General features: G+C 73.8%; 13 protein-coding genes and 1 pseudogene. 12 read left to right on the top strand and 2 right to left on the bottom strand.

Annotation, left to right across the window (positions count from 1 at the left end; genetic code table 11):
* Positions 1-8: 8 nt before the first annotated feature.
* From AB0D74_RS42240 to AB0D74_RS42225, 4 genes are all read left to right on the top strand, one after another.
* Complete coding sequence (locus AB0D74_RS42240) at positions 9-1664, top strand: hypothetical protein (protein WP_362599329.1); 1656 nt, start codon at positions 9-11, stop codon at positions 1662-1664.
* Between the two features lie 162 nt (positions 1665-1826).
* Complete coding sequence (locus AB0D74_RS42235) at positions 1827-2645, top strand: BTAD domain-containing putative transcriptional regulator (protein WP_362599327.1); 819 nt, start codon at positions 1827-1829, stop codon at positions 2643-2645.
* 169 nt (positions 2646-2814) lie between these two features.
* Entirely contained in the window at positions 2815-3786 is a 972-nt protein-coding gene (locus AB0D74_RS42230) for a glycoside hydrolase family 25 protein (protein WP_362599325.1), read from the top strand.
* 40 nt (positions 3787-3826) lie between these two features.
* The gene (locus tag AB0D74_RS42225) at positions 3827-4102 is read left to right on the top strand and encodes a hypothetical protein (RefSeq protein ID WP_362599369.1); all 276 of its coding nucleotides are present in this window, start codon (positions 3827-3829) and stop codon (positions 4100-4102) included.
* A gap of 93 nt (positions 4103-4195) precedes the next feature.
* Here AB0D74_RS42225 and AB0D74_RS42220 read toward each other — a convergent pair.
* Positions 4196-4375, bottom strand: a pseudogene (locus AB0D74_RS42220) (CGNR zinc finger domain-containing protein); the annotation flags it as partial.
* Between the two features lie 98 nt (positions 4376-4473).
* On the opposite strand from AB0D74_RS42220, the gene AB0D74_RS42215 reads away from it, so the two are divergent.
* Positions 4474-7557: a BTAD domain-containing putative transcriptional regulator gene (locus tag AB0D74_RS42215; protein ID WP_362599323.1), complete on the top strand. Its 3084-nt coding sequence runs from the start codon at positions 4474-4476 to the stop codon at positions 7555-7557.
* A gap of 96 nt (positions 7558-7653) precedes the next feature.
* On the opposite strand, the gene AB0D74_RS42210 is transcribed toward AB0D74_RS42215, so the two are convergent.
* The gene (locus AB0D74_RS42210) at positions 7654-7842 is read right to left on the bottom strand and encodes a hypothetical protein (RefSeq protein WP_362599322.1); all 189 of its coding nucleotides are present in this window, start codon (positions 7840-7842) and stop codon (positions 7654-7656) included.
* A 265-nt stretch (positions 7843-8107) separates the two neighbouring features.
* Between AB0D74_RS42210 and AB0D74_RS42205 the strand changes: the two genes are divergently transcribed.
* The 7 genes from AB0D74_RS42205 (at position 8108) to AB0D74_RS42175 (ending at position 23044) form a co-directional block, all read left to right on the top strand.
* Complete coding sequence (locus AB0D74_RS42205) at positions 8108-9364, top strand: helix-turn-helix domain-containing protein (RefSeq protein WP_362599320.1); 1257 nt, start codon at positions 8108-8110, stop codon at positions 9362-9364.
* Between the two features lie 81 nt (positions 9365-9445).
* Complete coding sequence (locus tag AB0D74_RS42200; protein ID WP_362599318.1) at positions 9446-9889, top strand: cobalamin-dependent protein; 444 nt, start codon at positions 9446-9448, stop codon at positions 9887-9889.
* A complete protein-coding gene (locus tag AB0D74_RS42195; protein ID WP_362599316.1) occupies positions 9886-11235 on the top strand; it encodes a methylaspartate mutase in 1350 nt (449 codons plus the stop codon). The genes AB0D74_RS42200 and AB0D74_RS42195 overlap by 4 nt, the downstream gene beginning before the upstream one ends.
* Positions 11232-12212 carry an asparagine synthetase A gene (locus AB0D74_RS42190; RefSeq protein WP_362599314.1) on the top strand — a complete coding sequence of 327 codons (981 nt, stop codon included), beginning with the start codon at positions 11232-11234 and terminating at the stop codon, positions 12210-12212. Before AB0D74_RS42195 ends, AB0D74_RS42190 begins: the two co-directional genes overlap by 4 nt.
* Positions 12209-13501 carry a glutamate synthase-related protein gene (locus AB0D74_RS42185; RefSeq protein ID WP_362599312.1) on the top strand — a complete coding sequence of 431 codons (1293 nt, stop codon included), beginning with the start codon at positions 12209-12211 and terminating at the stop codon, positions 13499-13501. Before AB0D74_RS42190 ends, AB0D74_RS42185 begins: the two co-directional genes overlap by 4 nt.
* Positions 13502-13691: 190 nt before the next feature.
* Positions 13692-18404, top strand: a complete 4713-nt coding sequence (locus tag AB0D74_RS42180; RefSeq protein WP_362599310.1) for an amino acid adenylation domain-containing protein — start codon at positions 13692-13694, stop codon at positions 18402-18404.
* Positions 18405-18589: 185 nt separating this feature from the next.
* Positions 18590-23044 (top strand): amino acid adenylation domain-containing protein, encoded by a 4455-nt coding sequence (locus AB0D74_RS42175; protein WP_362599308.1) that lies wholly within the window; start codon positions 18590-18592, stop codon positions 23042-23044.
* Positions 23045-23081 lie beyond the last annotated feature (37 nt).

The raw sequence follows: 23081 nt of genomic DNA, 5'->3' as shown, positions 1-23081 counted from the left end.
CGAAGGCCATGCGACGGCGCTACCACCTGCCCACCGACATCGCGCTGCCGGAGGGCCTGTCGGCCCAGGACGGCCAAGGGCTGAGCGTCACGGTCCTGGCGGCGGTACGCCGCGCGGTGCGCTACACGGCGCCCGGACAGACGGTGCCACCGCCGGTGAGCCCGCGTCCCCGTCCGCGCGAGCGCGCGGCCGGGTCCGACAACCGCCTTCACGCCGTGCCGAGTTACGACAACGGCGGCGAAAAGGTCGGCATACCGGTGGCCTCCCCGTCTCCGGCCCCGGCCGGCGGCCCCCGACCGTCGCCGCGCGATCCGGCGAACCCGCACAACATCCTTACGGCCGACGAGATGTACGACATCTGGATCGCGTACTGGACGGCCCGTCACAACCGGGCCCACGAGCTCGCCGAGAAGATCAGGGAAGACGTCTGGCGCAGGAATCCCCCTGCCTTCAGCCGCAACTTCGACCGGTTCCAGAACGGACGACGGGACGCGCTCGGGCCCGCGTACGAAGCGGCTGCCAACGACCGGGACTTCTGCACGTTCATGGTCTCCGCGATGCCGGATGTCCTTCGCTGGCTCAAGGGCCAGCAGTTGCTGGGCAGGCCGGTCACGTTCGCCCGGTTGAACAAGGCGGCCTTCGACATGGCTCGGGCCCAGCGGGCCCTGAAGACCTATCTGGAGCCGCTCGCCCTCGCCGCGCTGGCGGTATCCGTCCCGACGGCCGGGAGCCGGGCCCCCGCGCCCGAAGAGATTCCCGCCTCGCCCCGGCTCCCCGCCGCCGAGGTGCCCCCGCCCCCGCCGGGGACACCGTCCGCCCCGGGCGGCTTCCTCGCGTGGACGCGGGGGTGGGCCCTGCGGGTCGGGGTGGACCGGGCGATGGTCGGCACGGACACGGCGCTGCCCCCGACCAGGGTGGCGGCGTCCTCGTCCGCGCCGACCGAAACGAGCCCGGCGCCGACCGCCCCGCCCCGTATTCAGGAGCCGCGCCCGGCGCCACCGGAAGGCACGAGCCCGCGGGCGCCGGACCAGGAACCCGCGCCGGCCGCCCGGGCACCGGAGCCGACCGCGCCCGCCGCCCGCCGGTTCGACCTGACCGAGCCCACGCTCACCACCGAGGACGTGTTCGCGCAGATCGGCAACGAGCTGGCCCACCTGCCGACGGCGGCACCGAGCGGCACCGGCCCGGCGGCTGCCGTGGCCGACGCGCGGGCGGCGGGGCTGATCGGTCCCCAGGGCGCGCCGGGCACGGCGGATCTCGCGGTGCAGCGGCACGCGGACGCGTCGGCGGTCCGGGGCGCGTACGGGGTGTCGGGCGCACAGGTCCAGTCGGCGCACGCCGGCCCGACCTCCTTCCTGCGGGACGTGCCCGGTTACAGCCGCCGGGACGCCCCCACCGCGCTGCTCCCCGCCTGGGTCCACACGGCGTTCGACCAGCACTGGAAGAACTGGGCGATGGCACGGCGCCGGGCCGGCGACACCCGGGTGAAGGTCGCGCAGCTGTACGCCGAGATGCTCACGGCGGTCGACCGGATCCCGCTCCTCGACCAGGCCACCCGCAACACCATCGCCTGGGTCATCCACCGTGAACTCTTCTACGACCTGGGGCTCTCTCCCGGCGACGACCTGACCCTCCCGTACCCCAACGTGCCGCCCAGCCCGTGACCCGGCGGGCAGGGGCCCATTTCCGGTCCGATGAGCGGAACGGCATATGACAGCCCCTGTCCCGCCTCGCCACGCTGGTCATCTCAGACCCGCGCGAACGCCGGCCTGAGCACACGGGGGCCGTTCAACCGGCGGTCGCCACACGGGGAGACGGGGACGGCGATGGCCTGGAACGAACTGACCGCGCAATCACGAAGACACGAAGACACGACGGAACAGCCCCCGGGGCTCGCCAGACTGCGTCTGTTCGGCGCCTTCAGGCTGGAGGGCACCGAGGGGGGCATCGCCGTCCCGGCCAACGAGCAGCGGCTGCTGGCCTATCTCGGACTGCACCAGCGCGCGCCCCGGTCGGTGGTCGCCGGGACCCTGTGGCCCGACGTCAGCGAGGAGCACGCGCAGGGCAGCCTCCGTACGACGCTCTGGCGGCTGCGCCGGGTGCGGTACCCGGCGGTCGGCAGCGACGGCGACACCCTGTACCTCGCGGACGGCGTGTCCGTCGACGTCGACGACTTCACCCGGGCCGCCTTGCGCCTGACCGGCTCCGCGCACGATCCGGGCGACGCGCTGCCTCCGCTCGGCCTGCTGGCGAGAGGCGAACTCCTCCCCGGATGGGACGAGGAGTGGATCTGCTCCGAGCGCGAGCGGCTGCGCCAACTCCGCCTGCACGCCCTCGAATCGCTGAGCGCCCGGCATGCCCGCAGCGGCTGCTACGCACTCGCGCTGGAGGCCGCCCTCACCTGCGTCGCGATCGAGCCCCTCCGCGAGAGCGCCCACTGCGCGGTGGTGACCGTGCATCTGGCCGAGAGCAATGTCGTGGAGGCGATCCGGCACTACGAGGCGTTCCGGCGGCTGCTCCGTGCGGAGCTGGGCATCGAACCCTCGGCACGCTTCGCGGGCATGATTCCGTACCGCGCCACGGGCGCTGCCCGTACCCCGTCGCCCTCGGCCTCGACACCCGAGCGGCACGACCGCCCGGAATGACCGGGACCGGCCCGACGGCATCGTGTTGATACGGCTGTGACGTCCCGGTCACGGGGTGCCTGCCATCGTTCCCGCGACGGGCGAAGGCCGACCGGTTCCGGCGCAGGGGCCGCCGACCGGACCCGGCCACCACTCACGCCGTACGACGACCTGAAAGGGGAATGCCCACATGGCCACATGCCGTGGCGTCGACGTCTCCGTGTACCAGACAGCCCAGAACTGGGCCGCACGCAAGGCCGAAGGCGTCGTCTTCGCCTTTGCCAAGGCCAGCGAGGGCGAGCACACCCACGACACCCGCTTCGCCCAGCACATCACCGCCGTCATCGACGCCGGGCTCGTCCCCGGCGCCTACCACTTCGGCTGGCCGAACCAGAGCGCCACCACCGAGGCGGCCAACTACGTGGCCGCCGTGAAACCCCACGCCCGGCCCGGCTTCGTGCACTGGCTCGACCTGGAACGCCGGTCCGACGGAGCCAACTACGCGGGCGTCTCCGCGGCCGGGATCCTGTCCTACGCCGAGGCGTGGATCACAGCGGTCCAAGCCGCGTTCCCCGGCCAGCGCGTCGGCGTCTACACCTCGGGCAGCGACCTGACCGCCGGCCACGCTCCCACCGACGCGCCGCTGTGGTACCCGGCCTACCCCTGGTCCGGTGCCGCGACCTACGCACAGGCGGAGGCACACGCGCGGCCCGTCCCGGCCGGCCGTACGCCGCTGTTCTGGCAGTTCACCTCGACCCCGCTCGACCGATCCATCTGCTACCTGAGCGAGTCCGCGTTGCGCACGTGGGCCGCCGGAACGGAGACCGAGATGCCGATCACCGCGGCCGACATCGCCAATATCGCCACCGCTTCCGCGAAGGCGGTACTCACCATGGACGGCCTGATCGCCGCCCCGGCCGGCGCCCCCGACGCGAAGAGCAACCCTTACTGGCAGCTCCGGTCCTACATCAAGGACACCAACCTCCGCCTGCGGGCCGTCCAGGCGACCGAGGCGGCGCAGAACGCGGCCATCACCCAACTCGCCGCCGCCATAGCGAAGTTCGACAAGAACATCGACCCCGCCGCCCTGGTCTCGTCCATCACCGCGGCCATCGAGACGGCCGTGGGCAAGGTCGTCGTACATCTCGACACCGCCCCTTGACGGCACCCGGAACCCGCGAGGCACGGAAAGGACTCTCCCGGTGAACCTCTTTGTCAGCTTCATGCGTACGGTCGTACCGATAGTCGCCGGACTCGTACTGACCCTGCTGGTCCGTATCGGTGTCACCTTCGACTCGGCGGCGGTGGCCAGCGTGGTCACCGCGATCCTGACGGGCGCCTATTACACCCTGTTCCGGCTCCTGGAGACCCTTGCGGTGAAGATCCGGAACCGGCCGCTCGCGGCCGTCGCCGGGATCCTGCTGGGCTGGGCGACCCCGCCGGACTACCCGGCCACGGCCGCCGCGGGCACCGCGTGACCCACCGGCGTCCCCGCCCTGCCGGACACGGCGGGGGCGCGTGAGGCCGTCGCGGCGGGTGCTGCGCACGACGTCGCCGGCAGGTGCGGCCTCGGCTCGCCCGCCGCAGGTCGGCTCGTCGCACCAGGGGCGGTTTCCCGACCGGGAATGGTCGACGACCCCTGTCGTCCCGGCGGTGTGAAGGGTCTTCGCGGGCGGGAGTCTGCGGGGCCCTTTTCGCGTGTGCGGTGGACGGCGCCGGACTGGCGGGAATCGAGTGCTATTTTCGGTCAAAAGATCTCGATTATCGGTCTGTTGGCTTGCAGGTGAGTGGGGGCTGGCAGAGCATCGGGATGCGCCCGGCGGGGAGGCTGGGGGTCAGGGGGAAGGGAATGGCCGAGGGCATTCGGTTCGTCGTGCTCGGGGCCGTACAGGTACTGCGGAACGGGGCGGCCCTCCCCACCAGGTCCCCCCAGCAGCAGGCGCTGCTGGCCGCCCTGCTGCTCAGGTCCGGCCGGGGGGCCTCCGCCCATGAGCTGATCAGCGCGGTCTGGGGCGAGGAACCCCCGGACTCCGCCCTCTCCACGCTGCGCACCTACGCGTGGAGACTGCGGCAGGTCATGGAGGAGGACCGGGCCGCGCCCAAGCTCCTGGTGTCGCTGCGCGACGGCTATCAACTGACGGTCCCGCCGGCGTCGGTGGACGCGGTGCGCGCCGAGACGCTCGCGGCCGAAGCCCTGCGGGCACGGGACGCCGGCCGGGAGACGGAGTGCGGCAGCCTGCTGAACGAGGCGCTCGGGCTCTGGCGCGGCGAACCCCTGACCGGTGTGCCGGGGCCGTTCGCCGAACAGCAGCGCTCCCGGCTCAGCGCGCTGCGGCTCACCCTGATGGAGCAGAGATTCGAGCACCGCCTCCGGGAGGGGCAGCACGCTCTGGTCATCCCGGACCTCATCGCGTTCACCCACGAACACCCGATGCAGGAGAGACCCTACGGCTTCCTGATGCGAGCGCTCTACGCCGCCGGACGCCAGGCCGAGGCGCTGGCGGTGTTCGGCATGGCGCGCCAGGTGCTCGCCGAGGAACTGGGCATCGACCCAGGCCCGGAACTGGCCGGCCTGCACGCCCGGATCCTCGCCGGCGACCCGCAGCTGATGGGGCCCGCGGCCGGCCGTGCCACGGACACCGCCAGGCCTGCGGCGGCGGTCGGCCCGGCCGCGGCCGGACCGACGAAGGTCACGCAGTCCGCGGCCGACACGGACGAAGCCGCTGGAGCCACCGCGCCCGCCGAGGTGCCCGCGCCCGCCCCGCCGCTGCGGCCGGCCCAGTTACCCGCCGACGCGGCCGACTTCACCGGACGGACGGCCGAGGTCGAGGCGCTGTGCAGTGCCCTCACCGACCCCGCCCGGGTGGCCCTGCCCGTCGTCTCCATCAGCGGCATGGGCGGCATCGGCAAGAGCACACTCGCCCTGCGCGGCGCGCACCGGGCCAAACCGGACTTCCCCGGCGGGCAGCTCTACGCCGACCTGCATGGCAACGGCCTGGAACCCGCCGACCCGGCAGCCGTCCTGGGCAGCTTCCTCACCGCGCTCGGCACCCCCGGACACAGCCTGCCCGCCGCCACCGAGGACCGCGCCCGCCTCTTCCGCACCACCCTCGACGGCCGGCGCATCCTGCTCATGCTGGACAACGCCCGTGACCCCGCCCAGGTCAGGCCGCTGCTGCCCGGCTCGGCCGACTGCGGGGTGATCATCACCAGCCGGGGCCGACTGAGCGGCCTGCCCACCATCCTCCAGACCGATCTCGACGTCTTCGACACCGACGAGGCCCTCGCCCTGCTCCGCTCGATCGCCGGAGCGGAGCGGGTCGCGGCGGAACCCGGGTCGGCCGCCGAGCTGGTGGCCCTGTGCGGACACCTGCCGCTCGCCGTGCGGATCGTCGCGTCCCGGCTCGCGGCCCGTCCCCGGTGGCGGATCGAGGCGATGACCGCCCGCCTCGCCGACGAACGGCTGCGCATCGGAGAACTGCGCGCCGGGGACCTGGGCGTGGCCGCGGCCTTCGAACTCGGTTACCGCCAGCTCACGGACGACCAGGCCCGTGCCTTCCGGCTGCTCGCGCCGCTCGCACGGCCCGGCATCGGCATCGAGGCCGCCGCGGTGGTGCTCGAACTGGACGAGTACGAGGCCGAGGACCTGCTGGAGTCGGTCGTCGACGCGGCCATGCTGGAGGCGCCGCTGCCCGGCCGGTACCGCTACCACGACCTGCTGCGGTCCTTCGCGCTCCAGCTGACGGCCCCCGCCGCGGCACAGCGCACCGCAGAGCCGTCCGGCCCGGCGGCGGCCGAGGGCACCGCCGCCCTGGGTCGGCTCCTCGGCCACCTGCTCGATGTGGCCTGTTCGGCCTTCCAGACCATGGTGCCCGGGGATCCGGTCGGCGCCATCCTCGGCGGCGGCGCCCCGTCCGGACACCGCTTCGCCACGCTGGCCGACGCACGTGCCTGGGTGACCTCGGAGTTCGACTGCACCACGAACGCGGTCACCGCCGCCGCCAGGCTCGCGCTCGGCGGCGACACCCCCATGCTGCGCACCGCCACCGATCTGCTGGTCGCGCTCACCCCCTTCGGCAGGGACATCCCGTTCGCGCAACTCGCGACGGCGGCCCGGGTGGTCGCCGAGGCCGCCGCACTGCGGGGCGACGACCAGGCCGAGGGCCGGGCCCGGTTCGTGTGCGGCAACGCCGCGCTGCAGAACACCCAGCTTGCCGAGGCCGAGTCGCAGACCCGGCTGGCCACCGAGGCCTGCCGGCGGGCCGGCGACACCGTCATCCTGCGGCAGATCCTCAACGACCGCGGCCTGATAGCCCAGTTCCAGCACCGGTACGCCGACGCCGCGGACTCCTACGACCGGGCGATCGAACTCGCCAGGGAACTGGGCCACCGCTCGGGCGAGTTGGTGACCCGGCTGAACGCCGCCCAGGCGCGGCTGCGCAGCGGCCGTGCGCACGAGGCCGCCGCCATGTGCGAGGAGGTCCTGGCCGAACTGCGGGACGTGGCGGACCCGCACGGCACCTCCTACGCGTGGTACGTCCACGGCATGGCACTGCACGAACTCGAACGCCACCCGGACGCCGTCGCCAGCTACACCAGGTGCCTGGAGGCTTGCACGGAGCTCCGCATCCGGGGCCGCGAGGCGCAGGTCAGGTCCCGGCTCGCGGCGACCTGGCGGGTCATGGGGAAGCCGGACCTCGCGCTGTCCGAGGGCGAGGCGGCCCTGGCCCTGTGCGAGGAACTCGGCGCCGAGCGCGAGAAGGGCAACGCCCTGCTGGTCCTGGGCCGGGCGCTCGCCGACCTCGGCGACAACCCGGCGGCGCTGTCCCGGGCCCGGCAGGCGGTCGCCGTCTTCACCCGCCTGGGACTGCCCGACGCCGACGAGGCGGCGCAGCTGGCGGCCCGGCTGCCGGGGGCCCCACCGGGCCCGTGACGGCGGGAACCCCGCACCGGAGAACGCCCGTTGAACGAACAAGCGGCCCAGCCGGAGACCGGCTGGGCCGCTGACCCGTACGGGGGCTGTCCCGGGTCAGCCAGTGCTGTTCCACTCGTCCGGGGCACCGCCGTCGGCCAGCACGGTCGTGGCGTGGTGGGCCGGCTTCGGGGCGTCCGCGTGGGTGTCCACCGCCACCGCCACGGTCAGCGCGGCGGCACACCCGGCAGTGGCGATCAGCAGCGCCGCCTTGCGCGGGACCAGGGACTTCGGGAATGCCTTCATGAGGTGCCGTCCGCCTTCGGGATCGGACCCAGGAGCTGGGTCTCGGGTACCGGGGGGAGCCCCGGTGAGGCCGTGTGCCTCGTTCTGGTCCAAGACTGCCGAGGGCCGATCTACACGGGATGGAGGCCCGATCACCGCCGCGTCCGCGCCGCCGCGGACGGCTGATGATCCCCCGTATATCCGTCCCGACCACCATCCATTCCAGGCGGCGACCGGATCCGGCCTCCGCCCGATCGTCGGTGTGGTGATGTGAAGGGAAATCGGCATGGATGGTGGGCAGCCGGTGTCCGGCTTCGGTGAACTGCTCAGATACCGGCGTGAACGCGCCGGGATGACCCAGCAGTGCCTGGCCGATCACGCGACGCTGAGCGTGCGTGCGGTACGGGACATGGAGGCCGGCCGGGTCCGGCGGCCGAGGCACGGGACCGTACGACTGATGGCCGACGCGCTGCGGCTGACCGGCAGCGCGCGTTCCGCCTTCGAGGCGGCGGCACGGCGGCAGGCGTCCGCCGAGGAACCCGCGGCCCCGCCCGCGCCGCGCACCGCGATCGTCGGGCGCGAACGGGAGACCGCGGCGCTCGCACACTGCCTCACCGGGGACGGCGACCGGCTGGTGTCGGTCGTCGGCCTGGGCGGGGTGGGCAAGACCCGGCTGGCCCTGGAGGCGGCCTGGCGCGTCCACGACTCGGGGCGCTGGCCGGTGCACTGGGTGTCCTGCGGCGACCGGGGTGCCCTGGCCGCGCTCGCCGGTGGTGCCGGTCTCGCGGAGGTGGCCGGCGTCCGGCCCGCGCTGCTGGTGCTCGACGGGGCCGACGACGGGCTGGACCACACCCTGCTGGACCGGGCCTTCAGCCGTCGTCCCGGCCTGCGGGTACTGATCACCACCCGGTCGCCGCTGTCGCTCGACGGCGAACAGGTGGTCCCGCTCGCGCCGTTGGACACGCCCGGTCCGGACACGGCGGCGCGGGAACTGGCCGAGGTGCCGGCCGTGCGGCTGATGCTGGCCCACATGCGGCGGCTCCGCCCCGGTCTGACCCTGGAACCCTCCGACCTCCCGGCCATCGCCGGACTCTGCGCCTACCTGGACGGACTGCCCCGGGCCCTGGAGTACGCGGCGGGCTGGACGCTGCTCGAATCCCCGGCCCGGCTGACCGAACGCCTCTCCGCCGCCCCGTTCGGGCTGGCCGCCCCACCGGTCACGCACTGCGAACGGGGTGACGTGCGCGAGGCCCTGGACGAGGCCCTGCACTCGCTGACCGCCGACCAGCTGGCCTTCGTACGACTGCTGTCCGACCCGGGGACCGACTGGTCCCTGGAAGAGGCCGCGGCGGCCGGCGGCCGAAGCGCCCAGCACTGCCACCAGGCCGTACACGAACTCCTCTCACGCGGTCTGCTGCGTCTGGCCCCGGAGCCGGGCGGCGCCAGATTCGCCGTGCTCAACCTCGTCCGCACGGTCTGCCGGGAGCGGTACCGGACCCCCGGCCTGCCCCTCACCCCGTTCCCGGCGGCGCTGGTCTCCTGACCCGCCGCGAGCTCCCTCACCTCGCCGCTCCGCCGTTCCCCCCCCACCTCCCCATCCCTACTGAACCAACGAGGAATCCCCGTGGAACTGGGCAAGGCCGAGCACGTCGGCCTGGACGTCGTCGTCTCGACCATGGCGTCGGACGCACACACCTGGAATCTGGTCTTCCTGCAGCTGCTGCTGGAAGAACTCGGCCACCGCGTCACCAACCTGGGCGCCTGCGTCCCGGACGCCGACCTGATCGGCGAGTGCCGGCGGCTCGCCCCCGACCTGATCGTCCTCAGCAGCGTCAACGGACACGGGTTCATCGACGCCCAGCGGGTCATCCCCGGACTGCGCGCCTGCCCCGAACTGGAGCGCACCCAGGTGGTGATCGGCGGCAAGCTGGGCATCACCGGTGCCGACGACGGGTCGGTCGCAAGGACGCTGCGGGCGGCCGGCTTCGACAAGGTCTTCGAGGAGAGCGCCTCCGCCGACGAACTGCGCTCGTTCGTCCGCGCGCTGGCCCGGGCGGTGCCGGTATGACCGGTGCGACCGCCCGTCCGACCGCACCGGCCGTGCCGTTCGGGCGGTTCGTGGCCCGGGCACAGGACCGGGGCCGGCTGGTGGTGCAGCCGCGGATGGGCATGAGCCGCCCCGACCGGATGCGGGACGGCCTGCGGGCCACCCGCGGCGCGGCGGCCACCACGGTCGGCACCATCACCGTGGACAGCTACACGAGAACCGGCGACGCCGTGGCGGCCCACGAAGCCGTCACCCTGGGCGTGGCGCTCAACGGCTACCCGATCACCACCCACGACCCGGCCGTGACCCGGCACGTGCTGCGCGGGGTCGCGGACGACGGATTCCCGGTGCAGGTCCGGCACGGCTCGGCCCGCCCGGAGCGGATCGTCACCGCGCTGCTGGCCGCCGGGCTCGACGCCACCGAGGGCGGCCCCGTCTCCTACTGCCTGCCCTACAGCCGGGTCCCGCTCAACGTGGCCGTGGCCTCCTGGGAACGCAGCTGCGCGCTGCTCGCCGAGGCCCGGCACACCGGCGCCCACCCGCACCTGGAGACGTTCGGCGGCTGCATGATGGGCCAGCTCTGCCCGCCCGGCCTGCTGATCGCGCTCAGCGTGCTGGAAGCCCTCTTCTTCCGGCAGCACGGGCTGCGCAGTGTCTCCCTCAGCTACGCGCAGCAGGCCAACGCCCGCCAGGACGAGGAGTCGGTCACCGCGCTGTCCCGGCTCGCCGCCGCACTGCTGCCCGACGTCGAATGGCACATCGTCGTCTACGCGCACATGGGGATGTACCCGCAGAGCCCCGGCGGAGCGCGGCTGCTCCTGGAAGAGGCGGCCCGGCTGGCGGTCCGTACCGGCGCGGCCCGGCTGATCGTGAAGACGACCGCCGAGGCCCACCGCATCCCCACCGTCACCGAGAACGTCCGGGCGCTGGAGACGGCCGCGGCGGCGGCCCGCGCCGAGGCGTCCGCGCCTCGCACGGCAGACGTCACGGACACCGGGATCCACGCCGAGGCGAGCGCCCTGGTCGACGCCGTCCTGGACCTGGACCGGGACATCGGCCGCGCCCTGGTGACCGCCTTCGCCCGCGGCTACCTGGACGTGCCGTTCTGCCTCCACCCCGACAACGCCGGCCGCGCCCGCAGCGGCCTGGACGCCGACGGCCGCCTGTACTGGTCCGCCGCCGGAGCGATGCCGCTGCCCGCCCGTCCCGACCTGGGCCGGGCGCCGATCCTCGGCGCGGACGGCCTGATGGCCGCCCTGTCCTACGTACAGCGCACCTTCGACCAGCGCGCCCGGACCGAGGCCGCCCGGCCCCGGTCCCACCCCGGCCACGCCCCGACCACCGACAGATGGGATCAGCGACCATGAACCACGACCTGCCCGACCCCCGGGCACACCTCGGCTCCCCGGCCACCCGCAGCACCCTGCGCATCCAGAACCAGCTGATCGCGGCCGCCCGCGAGTACCTCACGACGGCCGGGTTCACCGAGATGCTGGCACCGGTCATCGGGCCGGTCACCGACCCGGGCAGCCGCGGCTCCAAGCAGGTGGACATCGACTTCTACGGCCACCGCTACAAGCTCATGACCAGCGCCATCCTCTACAAGCAGGCTTCCCTGCTGGCCTTCGGCAAGATCTTCTGCATCGCCCCCAACGTCCGTCTGGAGCCGCTGGAGACCACCGACACCGACCGGCACCTCGCGGAGTTCCACCAGCTCGACGTGGAGGTGGCGGGCGCGGACCGGGAGCGGATCACCGCACTCCTGGAGGACCTCGTCGTCCACATGGTCCGCTCCGCCCGCGACACGCTGCCCGCCGACTTCGAGCACCTCGGCAGGGACGTCGACGCCTTCACCGAGCTGCTGCACGGGTCGTTCGGCCGGCTCACGCACGCCGAGGCGGTCGCCGAACTGCGGGCCGTGGGGCACGACCAGAACCCGGACGCCGAGATCGACTGGGCGGGCGAGGCGCTGCTGTCGGCCAAGGCCGCGCGCCCGTTCTTCGTCACCGACTACCCGAAGGGATCCCGCGGCTTCTACGACCGCGAGTCGCGCACCGAGCCCGGCGTGCTGCGCAACTTCGACCTCATCGCCCCCGAGGGCTTCGGCGAGCTGTGCAGCGGCAGCGAACGCACCAACGACTACGCGCAGATCGTCACCCGTATGCGGGAGACCGGCGAGAACCCGCAGAAATACCGCTGGTACCTCGACCTGGTGCGCGAGGGCGTCCCCGCCAGCGCGGGCTTCGGCATCGGCGTCGAGCGCCTGACCCGGTACGTCGCCGGACGCGACGCGGTCTGGCAGGCCAGCGCCTTCCCCAAGCTGCCCGGGGTGGTCTCGCCGTGAGCCCCGTCGCCCCCGCCTTCCCCGAGGACGAGGTCCGGCGCCGGGCCCGGTCCGGAGCGGCCGCCGCGTTCCCGTCCGCCGAGGACTACGGGCACGTGCTCTTCGGAGGACGCACGCCCACCGCCCCCGAGGACGGCCTGGACCGGACGCGTCTCGTCCCGCCCGTCTTCATGCCCGAGCGGCTGAAGAAACTGATCGAACTGGGCCGCGAGCCGATGTACGACGACGTCGAACTCACCACCGGCATCGGCGGCTTCACCTCGGCACTGCCCGTGTACGTCTCGGCACTGGGCTCCACCCGGGCCGCCGCCGGCGATCCCGGCCTCGCGCTGAGCCGCCAGGCCGCCCGCCTCGGACTGCCCATGGTCATCGGCGAGAACGTGGTCCCGGTCCACGGCTACGGGCGCCTGGACAGGCCGGACGGAGTGGATGCACCGGACGGACCGAGGGCCGGCGCCTCGACCACCCTGCTCGGCCGGCTGCGTGCCTACGCCGGTGAACTGCCCGACGGCGTCGGCGGGGTGGCCGTGCAGCAGAGCACCGAGGACGCCGACGCCGAGGTCTGGAACCTCGTCTACAGCGACCCCGCCGCCCGGCCCCTGCTGGACTCCGGACGGCTCGCCTTCGAGCTGAAGACGGGACAGGGCGCCAAGCCCGGACTCGGCGGGATGACCGTCCTCGACACGGCGACGGCGGCGCGGTTCGGCGACCGCTACGGCCTGGACGCGACGGCCCTCGGCGAACGACACGTGCTGCGCTCCAGCAGCCCCGGCACCTTCACGGCGGAGATCCTGCGCCAGCAGATCCGGCTGATGCGCAACAACTTCCCCCGGGCCAGGGTCTGGGTCAAGCTGCACCCCGGCCGCGACGTGGCCGACGCGGCCCGGGTGGCCGTGGACGCGGGCGCGGACGCGGTGACGGTGGACGGCGCCGAGGGCGGCACCGGCTGGGCGCCCCTCGCCTTCACCGGCGGGGTCGGGCTGCCGCTCGCCGAGTGCCTGCGACGCCTGGCCGTCGCCCCGCCGCCCTGTCTGCTGGTGTCGGGCCGGATGTGGGAGGGCACCCGCGCGGTCAAGAGCCTGGCGCTGGGCGCCCGGGCCGTCGGGCTGGGCCGGGCCGCGCTGCTGTCCGTCGCGGAGGATCCGGACCAGGGGCTGATCCGCTTCACGGAATGCCTCGCCCTGGAAATGCGGCTGCTGATCAGCGCCTTGGGCAAATACGCCCCGGACACCCTCGACCGGCAGGACGTCTGGGCACCCGACGGTGACCGGGCCGAGGACAGCAGCTGAGCCCGGGAAAGCAATGGGGCCGGCGACAGCAATTGAGCCCGTGACGGCGATTGAGTCGGCGACAGCAATTGATCCAGGCGCTCGAAAGTGCCGTTCTTCTTCCTCTCCAACTGCCCGTCCACCGAATGAGCGCGGCCTAGCGTTTTTCGCGTCGCCATTCCGCGGGCTTTTCCATCATCGGGGTGAACCCATGTCCTCAGACGGTATTCCCTTCGCATTCGAGGCGGCCGTACGCCGCCATTCCGGCCGGCCGGCGGTGCGCTGTGCGGGCCGGACCCTCAGCTACGCGGAACTCGACGCGCTGACCGGCACCCTGGCGGCGGACCTCGCCCCGGGCCAGGTCGTCGCGGTCTCCGGCCGGGACCGGCTCGACCACGTGGTCGGGCTGCTGGCCGTGCTGCGGGCGGGCGCGATCCACCTGCCCGTCGACGCCGACGCCCCGGCCGAGCGCGCCGAGTTCATCGTCCGGGACGCCGGGGCGACGGCCTTCCTCACCCACGGCGAACTCGCCGCCCCCACCCCCGCCCCCGCGTCCGGACCGGCCGGTGGCTCCGGCTACCTCGTCCACACCTCCGGCACCACCGGCCGTCCGAAGGGCGTCCATGTCGAGGCGTCCGTGCTGGCGCGGCACATCGAGGCCGCCACCGCCCGGTTCGGCATCACCCACCGGGACGTCGTCCTGCACCTGGCGCGGCCCTCCGTGGACGTGGCCGTCGAGCAGGTCCTGACTGCCCTGACCAGCGGAGCCTGCCTGGTCGTACCGGAGCGGGGCCTGCTGGCGGCCGGTGAACTCCTCGACCTGCTGGCGGCCGAGGAGGTCACGGTCGCCAACCTGTCCGCCGGCTACTTCCAGGAGGTCGTCGCCGCCCTGCGTGCCGGTGCCCGCGTCCCCGGATCGCTGCGCCTGATGATCTCCGGCAGCGACCGGCTGTACCCGGACACGGCCGCGGCCTGGACCGCACTCACCGGCGTGCCGCTCATGAACGCCTACGGCCCCACCGAGACGACGGTCACCGCCACCGTCCAGGACGTCCACGAGCTGCCGGAAGGGGCCGACGGCGAGCGCCGGGTCCCGATCGGCGACGCGCTCGGCGACCGTGCCCTGTACGTCCTGGACGATGACCTGCGTCCGGTGCCCGACGGCACGGCGGGCGAACTCCACGTCGGCGGCCCGCTGCTGGCCTCCGGCTACTGGGGCCGGGCCGCGGCGACCGCCGAACGTTTCGTCGCCGACCCGTTCTCGGCCGTACCGGGTGCCCGCATGTACCGCACGGGCGACCTGGTGCGGCGGGTCGCCGGTGCCCTGGAGTTCGTCGGGCGCACCGACCACCAGGTGAAGATCCGCGGCTTCCGGGTCGAGCCCGGCGAGGTCGAACGGGCGCTGGCCGCGCACCCGTCGGTCGCCGCCTGCGTGGTGACTGCCCACGAGGGCCGGCTCGCCGCCCACGTCACCTCCGGCGCGCCGGTTCCGCCCACGTACCAGGAGGTCCGCGCCTTCCTCGCGGAGCGGCTGCCCGAGCACATGATCCCCGCCGGCCTCACCGTCCTCGCCGCCTTCCCGCTGACCGCGGGCGGAAAGGTCGACCGCGCCGCCCTGCCGCGGCCCGGCGCGGACGCAGGCGTGCGGGACGGGTACGTCGCGCCGCGCACCGAGGCCGAGCGGCTGCTCGCCGGAGTCTGGTCCGACGTGCTCGGCGTGCCCGACGTCGGCGTCCACGACAACTTCTTCCATCTCGGCGGCGACTCGCTCACCGCGGTGCGGGTCGTCGGGCGGGTCGCGGACGTCTTCGGCGTGGTCTCCCCGTACGCGATCTTCGAGGCGCCGACCCTCGCGGAGTTCGCCGCCGTCGCCACCGCGCCGGAGGGCGAGCGGCTGCCGGCCCTGACCCGGTCGGGGCACACCGAGGCACCGCTCTCGGCGTACCAGCGCGGCCTGTGGTTCCTCGACCAGTGGAACCCCGGCTCGGCCACCTACAACGTGCCCTGGGTGTTCCGCTTCGCCGCCGATCCCGACCCGGCCCTGCTGCACCGGGCCCTGCAGACGCTGGTCGCGCGGCACGAGAGCCTGCGTACCTGCTTCGTCCTCGGCGACACCGGCCCCCGGCAGGTCGTCCGGGACCGCGTCACCGTGCCGTTCAGCGTCGGCGACGCACCCGCGGAGGGTGTCGGCGAGCTGGTCGCGGCAGCCGCCGTCGAGCCGTTCGACCTGGAGACCGGACCACTGCTGCGCGCCCACGTCTGGCGGGTGCCGGGCGCCGGGACCGTGCTCCTCCTGGTCCTGCACCACATCGTGTGGGACGAGGGCTCCCTGCCCGTCCTGGAGACCGAACTCAAGGAGGTCTACGAGGCGTTGCGGGCCGGCCGCCCGCATCGGCTGCCCGAACTCGACGCCCAGTACGCCGACTACAGCCGCTGGCAGCACGACGAAGCGGTGGCCGCCGCCACCGACGCCCAGCTTGCCTACTGGGCCGGGCAGTTGGCGGACGCGCCGCAGACCACCGCGCTGCCCACCGACCGGCCGCGCCCCGAACTGCAGGCGTTCCGGGGCGCCCACCACGGCTTCACGATGCCGGAGCCGGTCGCGCGGGCGGTGCGCCGGCTGGCCCGCGAGGAGGACGCCACCCCGTTCATGGTGCTGCTCGCCGCGCTGGCGACCACGCTGCACCGGCGGTCGGGGGAGCGGGACATGGTCATCGGCTCGCCGGTGAACGTACGCGGCCGGGCCGGGGCCGCCGGGCTGATCGGCTACTTCGTCAACCTGCTGCCGCTGCGGCTGCGCGTCGGCCCCGACCTGCCGTTCCGCGACCTGGTACGCCACGTCCGGGACGTCTCGGTGGGCGCCTACCGCAACCAGGACGCCTCCTTCGACGCGATCGTCGACCGGACCGTCACCGACCCGCCCCGCGACCGCAACCCGCTCTGCCAGGTCCTGCTCGAACTGCATCCGCTGGACACCCGCCCGCTGGACGTCGACGGCATCCCCGTCACCCGTGAGCTCCACGTGCAGGGGGTCTCCCGGTTCGACCTGTCGGTCTCCGTCGACGACCTCGGCACCGGTTTCACCGGCCGGTTCGAGTACGACAGCGACCTGTTCGACGCGACGACCATGGCGGGGCTCTGCGACAGCTGGCTGGGCACCCTGGCCGCGGCCGTCGCCGCCCCCGCGCACACCCTGTTCGAGGCCGCCGCCGCCCGTACCCCGGACGCCGTCGCTCTCGTCGCAGGCGGCGAGGAACTCACGTACGGGCAACTCAACATGCGCGCCAACCGGCTCGCCCACCTCCTCGCCGGGCGGGGTGCCGGGCGCGGGACGGTCGTCGCGGTACTGGTGGAACGCGGCTTCGACCTCGTCGTGGCCCTGCTCGCGGCGCTGAAGACCGGGGCCGGATACACCCTGCTGGACCCCGACTTCCCGGCCGAGCGGCTCGCCGGCGCGGTCGCCGACAGCGGCGCCGCACACCTGGTCACCCATCGCGGCCGGCCGGTGCCGTTCGCCTGGCAGGGCGCGCACATCGACCTGAACGCCGTCGCCGCGGAGCTGGCCCGGCAGCCGGCGGGTGACCCCGTGCTCTCCGTCACCGGAGACGACCTGGCCTGCGTGATGTTCACCTCCGGCTCCACCGGCCGCCCCAAGGGCGTCGCCGTGCCTCACCGCGCCCTGACCGGCACCTACGCGGGCCAGGACTACGCACGGTTCGGCCCGGACGAGGTCTGGCTCCAGTGCTCCCCGGTCTCGTGGGACGCCTTCGCCCTTGAGCTGTACGGCGCCCTGATGTTCGGCGGCACCTGCGTCCTGCAGACCGGGCAGCGGCCCGACCCGCAGACCGTGGCCGACCTGACCCGCCGCCACGGGGTCACCCAGCTCCAGCTGTCCGCAAGCCTGTTCAACTTCCTCCTGGAGGAGTTCCCGGACACCTTCGCCGGACTGCGCACCGCCTTCACCGCCGGCGAGCGGGCCTCGGTGACCCACGTCGCCAAGGCGCTGGAGATGTACCCCGGCCTCCGGGTCGCCAACGGCTACGGCCCGGTGGAGAGCCTCGGCCTCACCACCTGCCACACCGTCGTGCCCGAGGACGCCACCGCCGCGTCCGTCCCCATCGGCCGGCCGCTGTACGGCAAGGACGTCCTGGTCCTCGACGAGGCACTGCGGCCCGTCGAACCCGGCGTCACCGGCGAGCTCTACACGACCGGCTGCGGCCTGGCCCTCGGCTACACGGGCCGGCCCGGCCTCACCGCCACCCGCTTCGTCGCCGACCCCGGCGGCTACGGCGGGCGGCTGTACCGGACCGGGGACCTCGGGCGCCGTACGACGGACGGCCTGCTGGAGATCACCGGCCGGGCCGACGACCAGGTCAAGATTCGGGGCTTCCGGGTGGAGCCGGGCGAGATCGAGGACGTCCTGACCCGCCACCAGGACATCCGGGAGGCCGTCGTGGCCGTGTACGAACCCTCGCCCGGCGACCGGCGGCTCGCCGCCTACGTCACCACCGCGGCCGGCGTTCCCGCCACGGCCGACGCCCTCCTCGAATACCTGTCCGGGCGGCTCCCGGAGTACATGGTCCCGGCCACCGTCGACGTCCTGGACGCGCTGCCGCTGAACGCCAACGGCAAGGCCGACCGCCGTGCCCTGCCCGCCCCGGCGGCGGCCACCGGAGGACGCGGGGACGACGGCGGCAACGCCGCGCTGGCGGGCCGGGAACGGCTGGTCGCCGACGTGATGCGGGAGATCCTCGGCCTCGACGAGGTGGGCCGCCACGACAGCTTCTTCCGGATCGGTGGCAACTCCCTGTCGGCCGTGCGCGTCGCGATGCGCCTGTCCCGGGAGACCGGCACCCGCGTCCCGCCGCACCTGGTGTTCCGCGCCAGGACCGTGAGCGCGATCGCCGAACTGCTGCCGGCCTGAGCGCCCGGCAACCCGGGTCCGCGCCCCGCGCCGGTCCCGCCCCTCCGCTCCCCGACAAGGAAGGCAGAACGACAGTGAGTTCGCCCACGGACACGGCTCCACCGCCCGCTCCCGCCCCGCCGCCCGTTCCGGCCGCGCCGTCTGCTCCCGTCCCGCCGACCGTTCCGGTCCCGTCGTCGGTCCCGGTGCCCGCCAGGACCGCACCGCTCTCCGGTCTCCAGCGCGGCCTGTGGTTCCTGGACCGCTGGCACCCCGGGACCGCCACCTACAACACGCCCTGGGTCTTCGAGTTCACCGGCCCGCTCGACACCGGGCTCCTCGAACGCTCCCTCAGCACCGTCGTCGCCCGCCACGAGGCGCTGCGCACCACCTTCACCCTGACCGCCGAAGGTCCCCGCCAGCTCGTCCACTCCGACCCGGAGATCCCGCTCACCGTCGTCGACCTGCGGGAGCTGCCCGCGGACGAGCGGGAACGGCAGGCCGGGCAGCGGCTCGCCACCGAGGCGTCGGCGCCCTTCGACCTCGCCGCCGGACCGCTGCTGCGGGCGACGGCCCTGCTCCGGTCGGACACCGAGACCACCCTCGTCCTCGTCGTCCACCACATCGTCTGGGACGGCTGGTCGGCCGACGTCTTCGAGACGGAACTCGCGGAGACCTACACCGCCCTCACCGAGCACCGCGCGCCCCGGCTGCCCGAACTGACCTTCCAGTACGCCGACTTCGCGACCGAGGAGGAGAGCCGTTCCTTCGAGGACCAGCTGGCCTACTGGAAGGACCGGCTGGACGGCGCCCCCGGCCTGCTGGAGCTGCCCGCCGACCGGCCGCGCCCGGCCGAGCGCGACCACCACGGCCGCACCGAGGCCTTCGCCCTGCCGGCCGGCACCGCGGCCCGGGTCCGCGCGCTGGCCGAGAGCGAGGGGGTGACGCCGTTCACCGTGCAACTGGCCGCCTTCGCACTCCTGGTGAACCGTCACACCGGCGCCGAGGACATGGTGATCGGCACCCCGGTCACCACCCGGGACCGGCCCGAACTGGAGAACCTGGTCGGCTACTTCGTCAACCTGCTGCCGCTGCGCATCCGGCTCGGCGCCCGCACCACCTTCCGCGAACTCCTCGCCCACGTCTCGGACGTGGCCTTCGAGGCGTACGGCTGTCTCGACGTGCCGTTCGACACGATCGTCGACCAGCTCGCCCCGGACCGCTCCGCCGCCCACCCGCCGCTCGTCCAGGTCGTCTTCGGCTCGCACACCGAGAACCGGACGCCGCTCGCGTTCGGGCCCGCCTCGGCCGACCGGCGGGTGCACGCCAACGGCACCAGCAAGTTCGACCTGACCTGGTCCGTCTACGACGACGGAGAGCTGCGCGGCGAGGTCGAGTTCGGCACCGGCCTCTTCGACACCGCGACGGTACGCCGGATGACCGACGACTGGCGGGCCCTGCTGACCGCGGCCCTCGACGACACCGGCCGTACCGTGCGCGACCTGACCCGCGCGGCCGACCCGAGGCCGCCCGCCGCCCCGGTCCGCATCTCCGAAGGCCAGGCCCTGCACCGCCTGTTCGAGGAGGCCGCCGACGCCCATCCCACCCGCACGGCTCTCACCTCCGGCGACCTGTCGCTGACCTACACGGAGCTGGACGAGCGGGCCAACCGGCTGGCCCACGCGCTGATCGCCCGCGGTGTCCGCCCCGGTGACCGGGTCGGCCTGCTGCTCGACCGCACGCAGGAGATCCCCGTCTCGGTGCTCGGCGTGCTGAAGACGGGCGCGGCCTACGTGCCCGTGGACCTGACCGCCCCCGCGGACCGGGCCGCGATGGTCTTCGGGGACACCGGGGTCCGCGTCGTCGTCACCGACCGGCCCGACCGCGTCCCGGACGGCCCCTGGGAGCGCCTCGAACCGGCCGTGGGCGAAACCGGGTCGGCCGTGCTTCCGGCCACTCGCCCCGCCGTCACGGTGCGTCCCGCGGACACCGCCTACCTCATCTTCACCTCGGGCTCCACCGGCCGCCCGAAGGGCGTCGCGGTCGCCCACGAACACGTCAGCCGACTGATGGACGCCGGCGCCCGGCACTTCGCCTTCGGTCCCGACGAGGTGTGGACCCTCTTCCACAGCTACGCCTTCGACTGGACGGTCTGGGAGTTGTGGGGTGCCCTCCTGCACGGCGGACGGCTGGTCGTGGTGCCGTACCTGACCAGCCGCTCGCCCGAGGAGTTCACCGAGCTGCTCGCCGCCGAGGCCGTCTCCTTCCTCTGCCTGACCCCGTCCGCGCTGCGCCAGCTCGAACTCGCCCTGCGGCAACGGCCGCGCGCCCTGCCCGCGCTGAAACAGATCATGCTCGGCGGCGAGGCCCTCGACCCCGCCGTGGTACAGCGCTGGAACGCCCTCGACCCGCTGCCCCCGGCCCGGCTGTGCAACCTGTACGGCATCACCGAGACCACCGTCCACGTCACCACCCACGACCTCGGTCCCGCCGCGGACGACTTCGACCGCAGCCTGATCGGCACCCCGATGCCGCACCTCAGTGCGATGGTCCTCGACGACTGGCTGCGGCCCTGCCCGGTGGGCGTGCCCGGCGAGCTGTACGTCGGCGGCGGCAGCCTCGCCCACGGCTACTGGGACCGGCCCGGCCTCACCTCCGGACGCTTCGTCGCCGACCCCTACGCCACCGCGCCCGGAGCCCGCATGTACCGCACCGGGGACCTGGCCAGGCGGCTGCCCGACGGCGGCCTGGAGTACCTGGGGCGCGCGGACTTCCAGGTGAAGCTGCGCGGCTTCCGCATCGAACTCGGCGAGATCGAGAACGCGCTGGCCGCCCACCCGGACGTCGACACCTGTGTGGTCACCGTCCACCAGCAGCGGCTCGCGGCCTACGTCACCGGCCGCGAACCGGCCGGGACGCGCGAGTTCCTGTCCCGTTCCCTGCCCGACTACATGATCCCGGCGACCGTCACCGTCCTGGACACCCTGCCGCTGACCGTCAACGGGAAGGTCGACCGCCGCGCCCTGCCGGACCCGAGCCCGCACGGCGCCGCGTCGTCCGTGGCGGCGGCCGGACACGTGGTGCCTCGCGACGCCACCGAACGGGAGTTCGCCGCCGTCTGGTCACGGGTCCTGGACGTCACCGGCATCGGCGTGCACGACGACTTCTTCCACCTCGGCGGCGACTCGATCCGCGCCGTGCAGCTCTCCGGAGAGCTGCACGAGGCCGGCTGGACGGTCACCCTGCGGGACATCTTCAACGCCCCGACCATCGCCGCCCTGGCGCTGCTGGCCCGCCCGGTGGCCGGCGCGGACACCGCCGACGGCCCCTTCGCGCTGATCGACGCCGAGACCCGGGCCGAACTCCCGGCCGGCGTCGTGGACGCCTACCCGATGGTGTCGATGCAGCTCAGCATGGTCTTCCACATGGAGATCGCCGGATCGACCGACAGCTACCACAACGTCAACAGCTACCGGATCAGCGCGCCGCTCGACGAGGACGCCTTCCGCCGGGCCGTGACCGAGGCGATGACCCGCCACCCCGTCCTGCGGACCGGCCTGGACATCTCCGGCTACGCCGAACCCCTCCAGCTCGTGCACGGCGAGCTCGCGCCGCCCGTCACCTTCGGCGACCTTCGGCGACTGACCGCCCGCGAACGCGACGAGGCGGTCACCGCGGTCTTCGAACAGCACCGCGGTACCCCCTTCGACCTGCTGGCGCCGCCGCTCTTCCGGATCACCGTGCAGCGGCTGACGGACGTCTCCTTCCAGCTCACCGTCTCCGAGCACCACGCCATCCTCGACGGCTGGAGCTTCACCTCGCTTCTCGCCGAACTCCTCGCCCGGCACACCGAGTTGTCGGCCGACCCGGCCAGCGCCCCGGCCGCCCCGCCGGGCTCCCGGTACCGGGACTTCGTCGCCGTCGAACGGGAGGCCGCGGCCGACCCCGCGTCCCTCGCGTACTGGCGCGACAAGCTCGACGGCGTCAGCGGCGAGCTGTGGGACGGCGCCGGCGACACCCACGAACTGGCCCGCGTGTCGGAACGGGTGCTGCCGAAGGCCCCCGGCCAGTTGAGGCGCGTCGCCGACGCCACGGGTGTCCCCGTCAAGTCCGTGGCGCTCGCCGCCCACGTGCACGCGTTGCGGGAGATCACCGGCCGCCGCCGGATCACCACGGGACTGGCGATGAACGGCCGCCTGGAGCGGCGCGGCGGCACCGAGGTGTACGGCCTGTTCCTCAACACCGTGCCCCTGGTGGCCGGGGACGACGGCACGGGCGGCACGGGCGGCGATCCGCTGGCCCTGGTGCGCCAGGTGCACCGCGAGGAACTGGACATGATGCCGCACCGCCGGGTCCCGATCGCCCGGCTGGCCCGGCTGATGACCGGCACCCGGCTGGACAGCCAGTTCGGCTTCCTGCGCTTCCACGCCCTCGGACACCTGGGCGACGCCCGGATCGAGGACGACCGGATCGGCTGCGAGCCCACCCTGCGGCACGAGCCCAACAGCTTCGCCTTCGGGGCCTCACTGATCCAGGACCCCGTCTCCGACCGCGTCCTGCTGGCCGTCGACCACCAGCGGTCCGTGGTGCCGGACGCGCTCGCCGAGGCCTTCCTCGACGCCTACGAGGCGGCCCTGAACGCGATGGACGCGGCCCTGTGACCACCCGCGCAGACCTACCAGAGAGCGAGACACGCCC

Origin of the sequence: Streptomyces sp. NPDC048278 (genome assembly GCF_040652195.1) — a bacterium.
Lineage (GTDB): Bacteria > Actinomycetota > Actinomycetes > Streptomycetales > Streptomycetaceae > Streptomyces.
This window is presented reverse-complemented; position numbering and strand designations above follow the sequence as displayed.